General features: G+C 63.1%; 13 protein-coding genes. 10 read left to right on the forward strand and 3 right to left on the reverse strand.

From position 1 onward, the window contains the following. Position 1 precedes the first annotated feature (1 nt). The 7 genes from F7R20_RS17550 to F7R20_RS17580 all read left to right on the forward strand — a co-directional run bounded on the left by F7R20_RS17550 (position 2) and on the right by F7R20_RS17580 (position 8,733). Positions 2-1,846 carry an ABC transporter ATP-binding protein gene (locus F7R20_RS17550; RefSeq protein ID WP_003203195.1) on the forward strand — a complete coding sequence of 615 codons (1,845 nt, stop codon included), beginning with the start codon at positions 2-4 and terminating at the stop codon, positions 1,844-1,846. Continuing rightward, on the forward strand, positions 1,843-2,151 hold the full coding sequence (locus F7R20_RS17555) for a (2Fe-2S)-binding protein (protein WP_003203193.1): 309 nt from the start codon (positions 1,843-1,845) through the stop codon (positions 2,149-2,151). The genes F7R20_RS17550 and F7R20_RS17555 overlap by 4 nt, the downstream gene beginning before the upstream one ends. Next, positions 2,133-3,524: an FAD/NAD(P)-dependent oxidoreductase gene (locus tag F7R20_RS17560; protein WP_003203192.1), complete on the forward strand. Its 1,392-nt coding sequence runs from the start codon at positions 2,133-2,135 to the stop codon at positions 3,522-3,524. The genes F7R20_RS17555 and F7R20_RS17560 overlap by 19 nt, the downstream gene beginning before the upstream one ends. Next, positions 3,521-4,675 carry an NAD(P)/FAD-dependent oxidoreductase gene (locus F7R20_RS17565; protein ID WP_003203190.1) on the forward strand — a complete coding sequence of 385 codons (1,155 nt, stop codon included), beginning with the start codon at positions 3,521-3,523 and terminating at the stop codon, positions 4,673-4,675. The genes F7R20_RS17560 and F7R20_RS17565 overlap by 4 nt, the downstream gene beginning before the upstream one ends. Further along, complete coding sequence (gene argE, locus F7R20_RS17570) at positions 4,672-5,829, forward strand: acetylornithine deacetylase (RefSeq protein ID WP_003203187.1); 1,158 nt, start codon at positions 4,672-4,674, stop codon at positions 5,827-5,829. Before F7R20_RS17565 ends, argE begins: the two co-directional genes overlap by 4 nt. A 326-nt stretch (positions 5,830-6,155) precedes the next feature. Beyond that, positions 6,156-7,613, forward strand: coding sequence for an NAD-dependent succinate-semialdehyde dehydrogenase (locus F7R20_RS17575; protein WP_003203184.1), 1,458 nt, complete (start codon positions 6,156-6,158; stop codon positions 7,611-7,613). 40 nt (positions 7,614-7,653) lie between these two features. After that, a complete protein-coding gene (locus F7R20_RS17580; RefSeq protein WP_003203180.1) occupies positions 7,654-8,733 on the forward strand; it encodes a tartrate dehydrogenase in 1,080 nt (359 codons plus the stop codon). 925 nt (positions 8,734-9,658) lie between these two features. Here the strand turns inward: F7R20_RS17580 and F7R20_RS17595 are convergent. The 3 genes from F7R20_RS17595 to F7R20_RS17605 all read right to left on the reverse strand — a co-directional run bounded on the left by F7R20_RS17595 (position 9,659) and on the right by F7R20_RS17605 (position 12,416). Further along, entirely contained in the window at positions 9,659-10,366 is a 708-nt protein-coding gene (locus F7R20_RS17595; protein WP_003203178.1) for a cupin domain-containing protein, read from the reverse strand. 41 nt (positions 10,367-10,407) lie between these two features. Beyond that, entirely contained in the window at positions 10,408-11,265 is an 858-nt protein-coding gene (locus F7R20_RS17600; protein ID WP_003203175.1) for a GNAT family N-acetyltransferase, read from the reverse strand. 224 nt (positions 11,266-11,489) lie between these two features. After that, entirely contained in the window at positions 11,490-12,416 is a 927-nt protein-coding gene (locus F7R20_RS17605; RefSeq protein ID WP_003203172.1) for a 2-hydroxyacid dehydrogenase, read from the reverse strand. A 288-nt stretch (positions 12,417-12,704) separates the two neighbouring features. On the opposite strand from F7R20_RS17605, the gene gabT reads away from it, so the two are divergent. From gabT to F7R20_RS17620, 3 genes are all read left to right on the forward strand, one after another. Further along, positions 12,705-13,997, forward strand: coding sequence for a 4-aminobutyrate--2-oxoglutarate transaminase (gene gabT, locus F7R20_RS17610; RefSeq protein ID WP_003203170.1), 1,293 nt, complete (start codon positions 12,705-12,707; stop codon positions 13,995-13,997). A 90-nt stretch (positions 13,998-14,087) separates the two neighbouring features. After that, positions 14,088-14,744: an HAD family hydrolase gene (locus F7R20_RS17615; RefSeq protein ID WP_003203169.1), complete on the forward strand. Its 657-nt coding sequence runs from the start codon at positions 14,088-14,090 to the stop codon at positions 14,742-14,744. A 45-nt stretch (positions 14,745-14,789) separates the two neighbouring features. Continuing rightward, positions 14,790-15,278: an Lrp/AsnC family transcriptional regulator gene (locus F7R20_RS17620; protein WP_003203167.1), complete on the forward strand. Its 489-nt coding sequence runs from the start codon at positions 14,790-14,792 to the stop codon at positions 15,276-15,278. Positions 15,279-15,341: the final 63 nt, after the last annotated feature.

The following is a 15,341-nucleotide window of genomic DNA, read 5'->3' on the forward strand; positions in this document are numbered from 1 at the left end:
TATGAGCCAGTTGATCCGAGTCGAGAACCTGCGTGTGGTCGCCTGTGGCGAGCGCAGCGAGGTGGAGATCGTCAAGGGCGTGAGTTTCTCCCTGGAGAAAGGTGAAGTGCTGGCGCTGATCGGCGAGTCCGGTTCGGGCAAGACCACCATCGCCCTGGCGCTGCTCGGTTATGCCCGGCGCGGTTGTCGCCTGGCGGGTGGGGTGGTGCAGATTGGCGAGCACGACATGCTCGCCTTGAGTGAGCGCGAGCTGCAAGGCCTGCGCGGCAATCGGGTGTCGTACATCGCCCAAAGCGCCGCGGCGGCGTTCAACCCGGCCAAGAAACTCATCGACCAAGTGGTGGAAGGCGCGTTGATCCATGGCCTGGGCAGCCGTGCCGTGCTCGAAGCCAAGGCCATCGAACTGTTCCGCGACCTGGCGCTGCCGGATCCCGAGCGCATCGGCCAGCGTTATCCCCATCAAGTGTCCGGCGGGCAACTGCAGCGGGTGATGGCGGCCATGGCGCTGATCAGCGATCCGCTGCTGGTGGTGCTCGATGAGCCGACCACGGCCCTCGATGTGACCACCCAGATCGACGTGTTGCGTGCGTTCAAGCGGGTGGTGCGCGAACGTGGCGCGACGGCGGTCTACGTGTCCCACGACCTGGCCGTCGTGGCGCAGATGGCCGACCAGATCGTGGTGCTCAACGGCGGGCAGATCTTCGAGCAGAGCGCCACCGCGCCGCTGCTCAAGGGCCCGGCTCACGCCTACACCCGCAGCCTGCTGGCGGCGGCACGGCCGGACACGACGATTCGCCCGCCATGCGGTGTGGCCGAAGACACGCCACTGCTGACCATCAAGGGCTTGACCGCTGGCTACGGCAACAAGAACCAGCACGGCATGCCGGCGATCCGGGTGCTCGAAGACATCGACCTGACCGTGCGCAGGGGCCAGGCCATCGGTGTGATCGGTGAATCAGGCTCTGGAAAATCGACTCTGGCGCGAGTGGTGGCCGGGCTGTTGACCCCGGCCCTGGGCGGGCTGACGTTTGACGGTCAGCCGCTGGGCGGCAGCCTGTCCGAGCGCACGGATGAACAGTTTCGGCGCATCCAAATGGTGTTCCAGAACGCCGACACCGCGCTCAACCCGATGCACAGCATCAGCACCATCCTGAGCCGGCCGTTGAAGATGTATTTCGGCCTCAAGGGCGCGGCGCTGCGTGAGCGTATCGGCGAATTGCTCGACCTGGTGCGTCTGCCACGGGACATGGCCGAGCGCCGCCCGAGCGAACTCTCCGGCGGACAGAAACAGCGGGTCAACCTGGCCCGGGCGCTGGCGGCCAAACCAGACCTGATCCTGTGCGATGAAGTGACCTCGGCTCTCGACACCGTGGTCGGCGCGGCGATTCTCGAACTGCTGCGCGACCTGCGCCAGCAACTGGGGGTGTCCTACTTGTTCATCAGCCATGACATCTCCACGGTGCGGGCGCTGTGCGACGACATTGTGGTGATGTACAGCGGCCATAAGGTTCAAGAGGGTAGCCGGCAATCGTTCGCCCAGGCGCCGTTCCATCCCTACACCGACCTGCTGATCCACTCGGTACCGGAGATGCGTCAGGGTTGGCTGGAAAGTTGTGGCGCCACCACCTGCGGCACGCTGCCGGCGTTGGGCGCGCGCGCCGAGGTGCCGGAGCTGTGCACCTTCCTCAATCGCTGCCCGGCGCGGGTCGACGGCCTGTGCAACCACACCGCGCCGCCCCGGCGGATTATCGACGGCGGCAGCGAGGTGCTCTGTCATCACGACAGTGCCGAGTTGCTCAAGCGCCAACAGGATTCAAACAGCATGATCGTGGGAGCCTACGCATGAACGCGCGTTTCGTGAGGTTGGCCGAAAAGGGCCGGCCCGTCGTCAAATTGAAAGTGGATGGCGTCTCGGTCGAGGCGTTGCAGGGCGACACCCTGATGGTCGCATTGCTGACCCACGGCCCGGCGTTGCGCCAGTCGGAATTCGATCCGGGCAGCCGGGCCGGTTTCTGCCTGATGGGCGCCTGCCAGGATTGCTGGGTCTGGACCCGCGGCGGCGAGCGCCTGCGAGCTTGCTCCAATGAAGTGCGCGAAGGGCTGGACATCATTACTCAACAACCGGAGGCGATATGGCCACTGCGCGGCTGAACACGCATCGAGTCGTCATTGTCGGCGCCGGACCGGCCGGCATCCGTTGCGCCCAGACCCTGGTCGCTGCGGGCTTCAAGCCGATCCTGCTCGACGAAAACCGTCGCGATGGCGGGCAGATCTACCGGCGCCAGCCCGAAGGGTTCACCCGCAGCTACGCCACGCTGTACGGCACCGAGGCGGACAAGGCCCGCGACCTGCACGAAAGCTTCGACCGCTTGCGCCCGCAGATCGACTACCGTCCGGACACCCTGGTGTGGAACCTGACACCCGGGCAATTGTGCTGCGTCAGCCAGGGCCAGCACACGACGGTGGATTACGACGCGCTGATCCTCTGCACCGGCGCCACCGACCGCCTGATGCCCATCGAGGGCTGGCAGTTGGGCGGTACCTACAGCCTCGGCGGCGCGCAGATCGCCTTGAAGGCCCAGGCGGTTTCCATCGGCCACCGCGTGGTGTTCATGGGCAGCGGACCGTTGCTGTATCTGGTCGCCAGCCAATACCTCAAGGCCGGCGCCAACGTCGCGGCAGTGCTGGACACATCGCCGCTGGGCCAGCGCATCAAAGCCTTGCCCAAACTCATGGCGCGCCCGAGCTTGCTGTTCACCGGCATGAAACTGTTGGCGCAGTTGTACCGGGCGAAGATTGCTGTGCACTTGGGTATTTCGCCGCTGCAAATTCTGGGCGAGGCGACCACCGGTGTCAGCGGCGTGCGGGTTCGTAGCGCGAGCGGGGAAACCTTGACGGTGGCGTGCGACGCGGTGGCGCTGGGTTATCACTTGCGCCCGGAAACCCAACTGGCCGACCTGGCAGGCTGCCGCCTGCGCTTTGACGAGGCCTCCAGCCAATGGCTGCTGGACACGGACGAGGAGGGGCGGACCTCGGTCAGCGGTGTCTACGCCGCCGGTGATGGTTCGAAGATCCGTGGCGCCGATGCAGCCGAGCATGCCGGGCGCCTGGTCGCCTTGGCGTTGTTGAGCGATCTGCAGCAGCCGGTGGACGCCGCACTCGTCGCCGAACAGCGCCAGGCGCTCAAGGTAATGGATGCGTTTCGCCTCGGCCTGGCCCAGGCGTTTCCCTGGCCAGCGGCACAAGCCAAGGCCTTGCCGGACGAGGCCATCGTTTGCCGCTGCGAGATGATCAGCGCCGGCGAACTGCGCCGCACGGTCAGCGAAAAGGGCGCCTGTGAAGTCAACCGGGCCAAGGCGTTCAGCCGGGTCGGCATGGGCCGCTGCCAGGGGCGTTATTGCTCCCAGGCCGGGGCCGAAGTGATTGCGGCAGCAGCGGGTGTTCAAGTGCAGGAGGTGGGGCGCCAGCGTGGTCAGGCCCCCGTGAAACCACTTTCGATGCTCACTCGAGAGGTGACGCCATGACGCTGAATAAAGCCGATGTGGTGATTGTCGGCGGCGGCCTGATGGGTTCGGCGGCAGCGTTTTTCCTGCGCCAACGGGGGCAGTCGGTGATCCTGCTGGAGCGTGACCAGATCGGGCAGTACGCCAGCGGCGTGAACTTCGGCAATGTGCGGCGCCAGGGGCGTTTTCTCGGGCAACTGGAACTGGCGAATCGGTCCTGGGCGCTGTGGAAACGCTTGCCGGAGCTGATCGACGACGACCTGGAGTTCATCGCCAGCGGGCACATGCGCGTGTGTTATCGCGAGGATGAAATACCCGAGCTTGAGGCTTACGCAGCGGCACCGGAAGCGGCGCAACTGGACTTGCAGATCTATCGCGGCAGCGAGCTGCATGCGCGTTTTCCGTTTCTCGGCAAGGACGTCAAGGGCGGCTCCTATGCGCCCCACGACGGTCACGCCAATCCGCGTCTGGCCGCCCCGGCGTTTGCCCGGGCGGCGCGGCGACTCGGTGCGCGCATCGAGGAACGCACCGAGGTGGCCGAGGTGCAGAAGGTCGGTGACGGGTTCAGCATCAGCACCACCGATGGTCGTCAGTTCAGCGCCGCGCAACTGTTGATTACTGCGGGCGCCTGGGGCCAGAAGCTCTCGGCGCAGTTCGGCGAGCCAGTGCCGCTGGAGCCCAACGGACCGCAGATGGCCGTCACCGAACCGGTGCCTTATGCCTTGCCGACGGTGATCGGCGTGTACACCAAGATTCCTGAAGAAGTGATCTATTTTCGCCAGATTCCCCGGGGCAATATCGTCATCGGCGGCGGCTATCGTTGCAAGCCGGACATGCTCAACCGCCGGGCCTATGTCGAGCCGCGCAGCATCCTCAACCAACTGGACCAGATGCGTCGCCTGCTGCCGGGTGTCGGCAATCTCAACATCATCCGCGTGTGGAGCGGCATCGAAGGCTACCTGCCCGATTCCCTGCCGGTGATGGGGCCCAGTGGCAACGTCGATGGCTTGTACTATGCGTTCGGCTTCAGCGGCCATGGCTTCCAGCTCGGTCCGGGCGTTGGCGATGTCATGGCTGAACTGATCAGCACCGGCAGCACTCGAACCTTCATCGAGCCGTTCTCCATCCGCCGGTTCGCCCTTTCCGCCGAGCAACGGAGCAAGGCCTCATGAAACCCCGCGTGTTAGCCATTTTCGAACGCCTGCTGGCGTTTGAAACGGTCTCTTCAGAATCGAACCTGGCCCTGATCGAGTACGTGCGCGAGCTGTTGCTGAGCAAGGGTATCGAGTCGCTGATCGTCAAGGATGAGAGCGGCAAGAAGGCCAACCTGTTCGCCAGCACCGGTCCGCGTGAGTTGCCCGGGGTCCTGCTGTCCGGCCACACCGACGTGGTGCCGGCGGCGGGGCAGGCCTGGACCGTTCCGGCGTTCCAGGCGACCGTGCGCGATGGACGGGTGTACGGGCGTGGCAGTTGTGACATGAAAGGTTTCATTGCGCTGGCCATCGACGCCATGCTCGATGCCGCTGACCACTCCTTGAACCGGCCATTGCAACTGGCGCTTTCCCATGATGAAGAGATCGGTTGCGTGGGGGTGCGGCGCTTGCTCGATGTGCTGCACCTGGCGCCGGTGCGACCGTTTCTGTGTGTGATTGGCGAGCCGACCAACATGCAGTTCGTGCTCGGCCACAAGGGCAAGGGCTCCTATCGCACCTACTGTCGCGGCCTGGAAGCGCACTCATCGCTGGCACCGCGCTCGGTCAATGCGATTCACGTGGCCTGCGATTTCATCGCGGCGTTGCGCCAGAGCCAGCAGCAATTGCAGGAACAAGGCGCCCAGGACGCGGATTACGATGTGCCCTACAGCACCGTGCATGTCGGGCAGATTGTCGGCGGCAAGGCACTGAACATCGTGCCGAACCTGTGCACCCTGGATTTCGAAGTGCGCAATTTGCCGGACGACGATCTGGACCTGTTCCTGGAGCAACTGCGCGAGCGCGCCGAGGTGATTGTGCGCGAGGCGAAAAAGCTCTCCAGCGTCGCGGACATCGAGATCGAAACCCTCAACGTCTATCCGGGCCTCGACACCCATCCGAGCGTCGAAGCCGTGCGCTTCCTGAAAAACTTCGCCACCCCGGACACCGGCACCGCCAAGGTCTCCTTCGGCACCGAAGGCGGCCTGTTCAAGCAGCGCCTGGACGTGCCCGTGGTGGTCTGTGGCCCAGGCTCGATCGAACAGGCGCACAAGCCCGACGAGTTCATCGAGATCAGCCAGATGGAGGCCGGGGAGCGGTTTCTGGAAGGGTTGCTCGGCTCGCTGAAAATCTAAGCCCTGCACAAAACAAAAGGTGGGAGCACACCTGTGGGAACACACCTATGGGAGCACACCTGTGGGAGCAAAGCTTGCTCGCGATGAACGATGACACGGTCTTGATCGATGTCGCCTGATCCACCGCCATCGCGAGCAAGCTTTGCTCCCACAGTATTCAGTGTTCAGTGTTCAGTATTCAGTGTTCGGTGCTTAGCCTGGGGCCTCGGTAGAGCCTGCCGTCCCACCTCGAAACTTCAGCATCCAACACTGCCCAAACCCCGCTTTCAGCATCCTGCCCCGTGGCATCTCCTTAGACTGGAATCACCTCGGAACAGGACGCGACCATGCTCAAGAATCGATTGAAAGACCCCAGCCTGTTGGCAGAACTCGCTTACATCGACGGCCAGTGGATCGGCGCCGACAACGCCGCCACCCTTGACGTCATTGACCCGGCCACCGGTCAGGTGCTCGCCCGTGTACCGGCGATGCAAGGCGTGGAAACCCGGCGTGCCATCGAGGCCGCCGAGCGCGCCTGGCCAGCGTGGCGCGCGCGTCCGGCGGCGGAGCGTGCAGCGCTGTTGGAGCGCTGGTATCAAGCCATGATGGACAACCTCGACGACCTCGCGCTGATCATGACCTGTGAACAGGGCAAGCCGTTGAACGAAGCCAAAGGCGAAATCCGCTACGGGGCCGGTTTCGCCAAATGGTTTGCCGAAGAGGCCCGTCGGGTCTATGGCGAGACCATCCCGGCGCCCAGCGGCGACCGACGCCTGCTTACGCTCAAGCAGCCGGTGGGTGTCTGTGCCGCGATCACCCCATGGAATTTCCCCAATGCGATGATCACCCGCAAGTGCGCACCGGCCTTGGCGGCCGGCTGCCCGGTCATCGTCAAACCCTCGGACCTGACCCCCTTGTCGGCCTTGGCCCTGGCGGTGTTGGCCGAGCGGGTCGGGATTCCGGCCGGCGTGTTCAATGTCGTGACGGGCATGCCGGCCGGTATCGGCGAAGAGCTGACCGGCAACCCGACGGTACGCAAGATTTCCTTTACCGGCTCTACGGCGGTCGGGCGCTTGCTGATGCGCCAGAGCGCCGAGCACATCAAGCGCTTGAGCCTGGAGCTGGGCGGCAACGCGCCGTTCATCGTGTTTGACGATGCAGACCTGGAGCAGGCGGTGGCCGGCATCATGCTCAGCAAGTTTCGCAACGCCGGCCAGACCTGCGTCTGCGCCAACCGCATCCTGGTGCAGGACGGTATCTACGAACGCTTCGCCGCGCGCCTGGTAGAGGAGGTGGGCAAGCTCAAGGTCGGCAACGGGTTGGAGGCTGACGTGATGATCGGCCCGCTGATCAACCTCGCTGCGGTGAACAAAGTCGCCCGGCACATCGACGATGCGTTGAGCCAGGGCGCGCGTCTGCTCTGTGGCGGTGTTCCCGAGGGCGACAGTCAGTTTGTCCAGCCAACGGTATTGGGGGAGGCCCACGCCGGGATGTTGCTGGCCAACGAAGAAACCTTCGGCCCGGTGGCTCCGCTGATGCGCTTTACTACTGAGGAGCAGGCCCTGGCCCTGGCCAATGCCACGCCTTATGGCCTGGGCGCTTATTACTTCACCCAGGACCTGCGCCGCTCATGGCGTTTCGGCGAGGCGCTGGAGTTCGGCATGGTCGGGCTCAATACCGGGCTTATCTCCATGGAAGTCGCGCCCTTCGGCGGCATCAAGCAGTCGGGCCTGGGGCGCGAAGGCAGCAAGTACGGCCTGGACGAGTACCTTGAAGTCAAAGCCTTCCACATCGGTGGGTTGTGATGCGACCGTCATTTGAACAGACACCAGGGAGCCACGATTGATGAGCAAACCATTTCGAATCGCTGCGATTGCCGGCGATGGCATCGGTAAGGAAGTCCTGCCGGAAGGGCTGCGGATACTGGAGCAAGCCGCGAAAAAGTGGCAGTTGTCGCTGGACATCGAAGTGCTCGATTGGGCCCATTGCGATTACTACCTGGAGCACGGGCAGATGATGCCCGCCGACTGGTTCGAACAACTCAAGGGCTTCGACGCGATCTACTTCGGCGCCGTGGGTTGGCCGGACAAGGTGCCGGATCATATTTCCCTGTGGGGCTCGTTGCTCAAGTTCCGCCGCGACTTCGACCAGTACGTGAATATCCGCCCGGTGCGGCTGTTTCCGGGCGTGCCGTGTCCCCTGGCCGGGCGCAAGGCGGGGGACATCGACTTCGTGGTGATCCGTGAAAACACCGAGGGCGAATATTCTTCCATCGGCGGCAAGATGTTCGAAGGCACCGAGCATGAGTTCGTGCTGCAGGAGTCGGTGTTCACCCGCCGAGGCGTCGACCGCATCCTGAAGTTCGCCTTCGACCTGGCTCAGACCCGACCGCGCAAACGCCTGACAGCGGCCACCAAGTCCAACGGCATCTCCATCAGCATGCCGTATTGGGACGAGCGCACGGCATTGATGGCCGAGCAGTACCCGGATGTGAAGTGGGACAAGCAACACATCGACATCCTGTGCGCTCGCTTTGTTTTGCAGCCGGACCGGTTTGATGTGGTGGTGGCGTCGAACCTGTTCGGCGACATCCTCTCCGACCTGGGCCCGGCCTGTGCCGGCACCATTGGCATCGCACCGTCGGCCAACCTCGATCCGGAGCGCCGCTACCCATCGCTGTTCGAACCGGTGCATGGCTCGGCGCCGGATATCTATGGGCAGAACATCGCCAACCCGATCGCGATGATCTGGTCCGGCGCCTTGATGCTCGACTTCCTGGGTAACGGCGATGAACGCTACCGCGCGGCCCATGATGGGATTCTCAAGGCCATCGAACAAGTAATCGCCGAAGGCCCCATCACCCCCGACCTGGGTGGACAAGGTTCGACCCAGGATGTTGGCCGGGCCATCGCCGCCGTGCTCTGAGGCTCGATCTAACCTGCGACACCTTTTGCCCGCTCACACTGCGGGCTTTTTTTTGCTGATCCGCCGCCACCCGCCAAAAAACCTTGCTCGCTCCCACATTGGGTTCTCGGTTGGCCGCAGATTTCACCTCCACCCGCAACCCGTTGTGGGAGCAAAGCTTGCTCGCGATAGCGGTGGATCAGCTAGTGGTGATGTTGGCTGTGCCGCCGCCATCGCGAGCAAGCCCGCTCCCACATTGGGTTCTCGGTTGGCCGCAGATTTCACCTCCGCCCGCAACCCGTTGTGGGAGCAAAGCTTGCTCGCGATAGCGGTGGATCAGCTAGTGGTGATGTTGGCTGTGCCGCCGCCATCGCGAGCAAGCCCGCTCCCACATTGGGTTCTCGGTTGGCCGCAGATTTCACCTCCACCCGCAACCCGTTGTGGGAGCAAAGCTTGCTCGCGATAGCGGCGGATCAACTAGTGGTGATGTTGGCTGTGCCGCCGCCATCGCGAGCAAGCCCGCTCCCACATTGGGTTCTCGGTTGGCCGCAGATTTCACCTCCGCCCGCAACCCGTTGTGGGAGCAAAGCTTGCTCGCGATAGCGGTGGATCAGCTAGTGGTGATGTTGGCTGTGCCGCCGCCATCGCGAGCAAGCTCGCTCCCACATTGGGTTCTCGGTTGGCCGCAGATTTCACCTCCACCCGCAACCCGTTGTGGGAGCAAAGCTTGCTCGCGATAGCGGTGGATCAACTAGTGGTGATGTTGGATGTGCCGCCGCCATCGCGAGCAAGCCCGCTCCCACATTGGGTTCTCGGTTGGCCGCAGATTTCACATCCACCCGCAACCCGTTGTGGGAGCAAAGCTTGCTCGCGATAGCGGTGGATCAGCTAGTGGTGATGTTGGCTGTGCCGCCGCCATCGCGAGCAAGTGCTGCCATACACCGGATTACTTGACGACGTACACCTTGCGCACATAGACGCTGCTTTTCCAGGCACACGGTGCATTCAGCGGGACGAAAACGGTGTCGCCGGTGTTGACCGTCAAGTCGCTGCCATCGGCTGCCTGCAAGGTGACGCTGCCTTCGAGCAGGTGCATCAGCTCATGCAGTTTGTGCGGTCGTGACTTGCGGGTGTAGGGCGTCGAGTCCCAGATACCGATGCGCAGGTTGCTCGCTTCTTCGACAAACAGATTGTGCGAGCGACATTGCGGCGGCGGGCTGAGCAGGATCTCGTCATCCGGGGCAGCAGAAGGCGAGAGCAGGGTGTGGGCGGGGAGTGCCGTCAGCCCGGCAAGGTGCGCTTCGATGCGTTGGGTCTCGGCACAGAAGGCCCAGAGCGAGCCGGGCTGCGCCTCGACCTCAAGTGCCGTGCCCCGACCGATCACCGCGCTTTCACCCGGCTTGAGCTGCAGCGTCTGCCCCTGGCTGCGCAGCGTCACTGCGCCGGCGTGCACCACGAGCGTCTCACTGAAGGGGTATTCATCGACGCTGAACAGCCCGTTCGCCCGGACCACGCCGGCAGCCATGCCATCCGCCCCGGCATAGGCGATGAGTCGGTCGAACGGATCGTTGGCGCCCAGCGAGCCCGGGGTGAACGGGGTTGAGGCAAGGCGGCCATCGGCGTGTGCCAACAGCACTGCAGTGGGTTCGAGCATGAAGATGATTCTCCAGGGAAGCGTTGAGGGGAGTGTGGGTTTCAGCCAATGGCCTGGGTCACCGGCGCAAATTGTCGAACCGCACCGCTCGCCTGCGGGGGCGTGCCCCGTGCCATTTGGGCGACGGTGTCGACCTGCTTGAGCCCGGCCTCTTCCAGCCAAGGGGCCAGGCCGCTGCTTGAAGGGATGTCGATGCGAACGAATGCGTCCGGCACCTGAGCCAGCAGCACGGCGATCAAGTGTTGGGCCTGTTCCAGGTTCTGGGCGATGACCGGGCCAATGCAGCGGCCACGGCCGAAGGGGCGCAGCAGGGCGAAGGCGCACAAGTGACCGTCGCGCTCGATACCCGCTGAATGTTCAACGACCTCGAACAGGTCATTGAGCACAACGCTCCGCTCCAGCCCGCTCCCGGCATTGGCCAGTTTGATCAGCTCGGCGTGATCGGCTGCGCTCAGCTCGCGGCAGCGCTCGCCGGCGGCCAGTTCCAGTGGGGCCGGAACCAGCGCTTGCCCTTGGTGCTGCTGGATATGCCCAAAATCAACGAACCCCTGACTGGCATACAGCGGGGCACCGGCCAGGGTCGCGTTGAGGATGGCGGTTCGCGAGCCGCAAGCTTCGATTGCCAGTTCCATCAGCTTGCGACCGATTCCCTGGCCCTGGTACTCATCGTCGACAATCACCAGGCCGATGGTGGCGTAGTCCCCTTGGGCGCAGGTGAACGCCGTTCCGATCAAACGACCCTGGTCTTCCACGACAAACCCCTGGGCGACGCGCTGCAACATCGCCCAGTCTTCCAGGCGATGGGGCCATTTCAACTGCACGGACAAGGCATGGGCCGAAGGCACGTCGGTGGTGGTCATGGCACGATAGAAATAAGTAGGGCGTTGCGAAATGGACATGGCTGATCACCATAAAATAAGGGACGAAATCGGATGGATATGTGCGCTGAAAGTCTTTGTATCTCACCTGCCACCGGGCCTGGCAAGGGCGGCACATCGATTCGGTATCTTGCGTAAGCAACGGCCCTGCCGGCCACATTTCTTGCTCAAATCAGACGCTTGGCCAGCAGTAAATACCGGGTCGTTTTTTCGCTGTTCAGATCGAAACCAGAGGCCGTCAGGGCTCAATAGCTGCGCTCACGATCAACCAGGCCCAGCATCGATTTACCCCGTTGATGCCGGCGGATGTTCTCCAGCAACACGCCAAAGGCACTTTCAGGCTGAGTCATCGCCGCGATGTGCGGGGTCAACAGTATGTGGGGATGGTGCCAGAAGGGATGGTCCGCTGGCGCTGGCTCCTGCTCGAGGACATCCAGCACCGCGGCGCTGAGTTGGCCGTCGGCAAGGGCTTCAAGCAGGTCCTCTTCCACCAGGTGCCCACCTCGGCCCATGTTGACCAACGCTGCGCCCTTGGGCAGGTGTTGGAACAGCTGGCGGTTGAGGATCCCTCGGGTCTGTTCGGTCAACGGCAGGACGCACAGCACAATCTCGCATTGGCCGAGAAAGGCCGGCAATTGCTCGTCGCCAGCAAAGCACGCCACCCCGTCGATGTGATGTTCGCTGCGGGCCCAACCGGATAAGGCAAAGCCAAAGGTCTTCAAGGTGGCGAGTATCTGCCGTGCCTGCAAACCCAGGCCCATGACGCCCACCCGGCGTTGCCCGGCGGGCACCAGCCGGTGTGCTTGCCAGCACCGTTCGGCCTGTTGCTGGCGATAGCGCAACATGTCCCGGTGCAGGCTGAGCACGGCGAAACTGGCGTACTCGCACATGCCTTGGCTGATGCCGGGGTCGAGCAAGCGCACCACCGGCAGCGTTGTCGGCAAGCGGCTTAGGTCGAGTTGATCCACGCCGGCTGACAAGGCGAATAGCACTCGCAGATTCGGCAACAGCGTTTCGATGTCGTCCGGTGCCTGCCAGGCCGCCAGGTACTGGATATCCCGCGGGTCGCCGATGTCTGGCCAGGCACGCCATTCGATGTCCGGCGCGTGTTCGGCGAACAGGCGCCGCCAGTGTTCGCCGCGTACCGGGTCAGCTTTATAGAGCAGGGCCATGGGTCACTTCTCGCCTGAAATCAAGGAGCCCCTAGCATGCCTCAATGCCAGAGCAGGATCTGTCGAAAGGGCCGGTGTAGCAGCATCACGCTGCGTTGCAAGGTGCCTCTTGCGGCAGATTCCATGGGGCTGGAATGCCTCTGGAGGATTCTGCTGTTTGCCGGGGTGTAAACAGTCGATCCGAATTTCTCAACGACCAAGTTCGGCTTAGACAATCGCGTCGAACGCTTAACCTGTGAACACACCGCAGCCGCTTCCTGGCTGCGAGGCTCACGATGGGAAATGCCAATGAACAGTAAAGTCGAAGAAACCCCAAGTTTGCTCCGTCAGCGTGATCAATTCGTGCCACGTGGCCTGGTCACCGCGCACCCGTTGGTGATCGATCGGGCCCAGGGCTCGGAATTATGGGACGTGGACGGCAAGCGCTACCTGGACTTCGTCGGCGGCATCGGTGTGTTGAACATCGGCCACAATCACCCCAAGGTCGTCGCGGCCGTGCAGGCCCAGCTGCAGAAGATCTCCCATGCCTGCTTCCAGGTCGTGGCCTACAAGCCTTACCTGGACCTGGCCCAGCGCCTGTGCGAAATGATCGGCGGCCAGCATGCCTATAAAGCCGCATTTTTCACCTCGGGTGCCGAAGCGGTGGAAAACGCGGTGAAGATCGCCCGGGCCCACACCAACCGCTCGGCCGTGATTGCCTTTCGCGGCGGGTTCCATGGCCGGACCTTGCTCGGCACCACGCTGACCGGCATGAGCCAGCCGTATAAACAGAACTTCGGTCCGTTCGCCCCGGAGGTCTTCCACACGCCGTATCCGAATGCCTATCGCGGCGTCACCAGCGCGATGGCGCTCCAGGCACTGGACGAGCTGCTGGCCACTCAAGTGGCACCTGAACGGGTCGCAGCGATCATCATCGAGCCGGTGCAGGGCGATGGCGGTTTCCTGTCGGCCCCCGTCGAGTTTTTGCAGGGCCTGCGCGCATTGACGCAAAAGCATGGCATTGTGTTGATTCTCGATGAAATCCAGACCGGTTTCGGTCGCACCGGTAAATGGTTCGGCTTCCAGCACGCCGGCATCCAGCCGGACCTGGTCACGGTCGCCAAGAGCCTCGCCGGTGGCTTGCCGCTGTCGGGCGTGGTTGGCAAGGCCGAGATCATGGACGCTCCACTGCCGGGTGGCCTGGGCGGTACTTACGGCGGTAATGCGCTGTCGTGCGCGGCGGCGCTGGCGGTGATCGAGGCGTACGAGCAGGAACAGCTGCTGGCCCGTGGTGAAGTCCTGGGTGAGCGCTTGCGCCAGGGCCTGTTGCATCTGCAAACCCGTTACCCGCAGATCGGCGACGTGCGCGGCAGCGGCTTCATGCTGGCGATCGAACTGATCAAGCATGACGACGCGCGCACCCCGGACGCCGACCTGAACCAACGCCTGATCGACGAAGCCCGGGCCGGTGGTTTGCTGGTGATCAAGTGCGGGGTGTACCGCAACGTCTTGCGCTTCCTGGCGCCGCTGGTGACCAGCGAGGCGCAGATCGACGAAGCGTTGCAGATTCTCGACGGCGCCTTGGCACGCGTCCTGGGCTGACGCCCGCGTTCATGACGTTTGCCTGGGCGAGCGTCAGTGGCGGTTGTTAATGGAGCGTTGATCGATGGGACATCATCGGAGGCTTTACAGATGAGGCTGACTGAATATCGGGCGTTGTTGATCGACTGCGATGAGGTCCTGGTGGATCGGGACTCCGGCGTCTGGACGGCGTTGCAACCGTTGCTGGAAAACCATGGCGAGCCGTTGGACAAAGCACAGGTGCTCGCCGATTTTGACGAGGTGCTGCAAGCCTTGTACCCGCGTTTCGGCGAATTGGGCTTCAGCGGCTTGCTGTGTTTCGCCCACCGTCAATTGGCCGAGCGCTGGAAGCTCAAGGTCAGTTGGGAGGAGGGCATGAGCTTCGCCCGCTCGGCTGCCGGTTGGACGCTGTTCGAGGATGCGCCGGGTGCGATGCTCTACCTGCGCAAGTTCTATCGGTTGTTGGTGCAGGGGGATCGCGATGCCGAGGACCGGGGCGTGTTGTGCGAGCGCCTGGGCATCGAGCCTGATGATTTTATTTCGCTGGCGAGCGACCCGTTGCAGGATCACGATTGGTTGGCGGCCAATGGCCTGAGCGCCGAGACGATTCTCCAGGTGACCCGTCCCGGCGCCCACCCACGGTCGGTTGGGGCTGTCTGCCTGATCTGCCGCAACGCCGACATGTCTCCCGCGCCCTGTGCGGCGGACTACTGCATCAACAGCATGGCTGATCTGGTCGCTCAGCATCAGCTGTCCTTACGACGCTGATTTTGTTAGAAGATTGTCTTACAAACGGCAGGCAAGAGGTATGCGATGGAAGGTTTAGCGAAACTGGACCGGATCGACATCAGCATTTTGGTAGAGCTTCAAAAAGATGGCCGCATGACCAACGTCAGCCTGGCCGATGCCGTGGGCTTGTCCGCCAGCCCGTGCCTGCAGCGGGTCAAACGACTGGAGTCGTTGGGGTACATTTCCAGCTACAAGGCCCATCTGAACCTGGCCAAGATTACCGATTCGGTAACGGTCTTCACCGAAGTCACCCTGAGCGACCACAAGCGTGAGGACTTCGCCAAGTTCGAATCCAACATCCGCCTGGTGGATGAAGTACTCGAATGCCACCTCATCAGTGGCGGCTACGACTACCTGGTGCGCTTCATGACCCGCAGCATCCAGGACTACCAGGACGTGATGGAAAGCCTGCTGGACAAAAACATCGGCATCTCCAAGTACTTCAGCTACATCGTCATCAAGTCACCGGTGCGCAAGGATGAGATTCCATTGCGTAAGTTGTTGCGGCATTGAACCCGAGATCCATCCTGGAGCAACTGTGGGAGCGAGCTTGCTCGCGAAGGCGTAGGCAGATTC

The sequence above is a fragment of the Pseudomonas brassicacearum subsp. brassicacearum genome, assembly GCF_008801605.1.
Taxonomy (GTDB): Bacteria; Pseudomonadota; Gammaproteobacteria; order Pseudomonadales; family Pseudomonadaceae; genus Aquipseudomonas; species Aquipseudomonas brassicacearum.

Bases quoted from the DNA above. Each gene is read 5' to 3' on its own strand.
- F7R20_RS17555 (WP_003203193.1), top strand. From the start codon at position 1,843: ATGAACGCGCGTTTCGTGAGGTTGGCCGAAAAGGGCCGGCCCGTCGTC.
- F7R20_RS17580 (WP_003203180.1), top strand. From the start codon at position 7,654: ATGAGCAAACCATTTCGAATCGCTGCGATTGCCGGCGATGGCATCGGT.
- F7R20_RS17565 (WP_003203190.1), top strand. From the start codon at position 3,521: ATGACGCTGAATAAAGCCGATGTGGTGATTGTCGGCGGCGGCCTGATG.
- gabT (WP_003203170.1), top strand. From the start codon at position 12,705: ATGAACAGTAAAGTCGAAGAAACCCCAAGTTTGCTCCGTCAGCGTGAT.
- F7R20_RS17560 (WP_003203192.1), top strand. From the start codon at position 2,133: ATGGCCACTGCGCGGCTGAACACGCATCGAGTCGTCATTGTCGGCGCC.
- F7R20_RS17595 (WP_003203178.1), bottom strand. From the start codon at position 10,366: ATGCTCGAACCCACTGCAGTGCTGTTGGCACACGCCGATGGCCGCCTT.
- F7R20_RS17605 (WP_003203172.1), bottom strand. From the start codon at position 12,416: ATGGCCCTGCTCTATAAAGCTGACCCGGTACGCGGCGAACACTGGCGG.
- F7R20_RS17550 (WP_003203195.1), top strand. From the start codon at position 2: ATGAGCCAGTTGATCCGAGTCGAGAACCTGCGTGTGGTCGCCTGTGGC.
- F7R20_RS17575 (WP_003203184.1), top strand. From the start codon at position 6,156: ATGCTCAAGAATCGATTGAAAGACCCCAGCCTGTTGGCAGAACTCGCT.
- argE (WP_003203187.1), top strand. From the start codon at position 4,672: ATGAAACCCCGCGTGTTAGCCATTTTCGAACGCCTGCTGGCGTTTGAA.
- F7R20_RS17620 (WP_003203167.1), top strand. From the start codon at position 14,790: ATGGAAGGTTTAGCGAAACTGGACCGGATCGACATCAGCATTTTGGTA.
- F7R20_RS17615 (WP_003203169.1), top strand. From the start codon at position 14,088: ATGAGGCTGACTGAATATCGGGCGTTGTTGATCGACTGCGATGAGGTC.
- F7R20_RS17600 (WP_003203175.1), bottom strand. From the start codon at position 11,265: ATGTCCATTTCGCAACGCCCTACTTATTTCTATCGTGCCATGACCACC.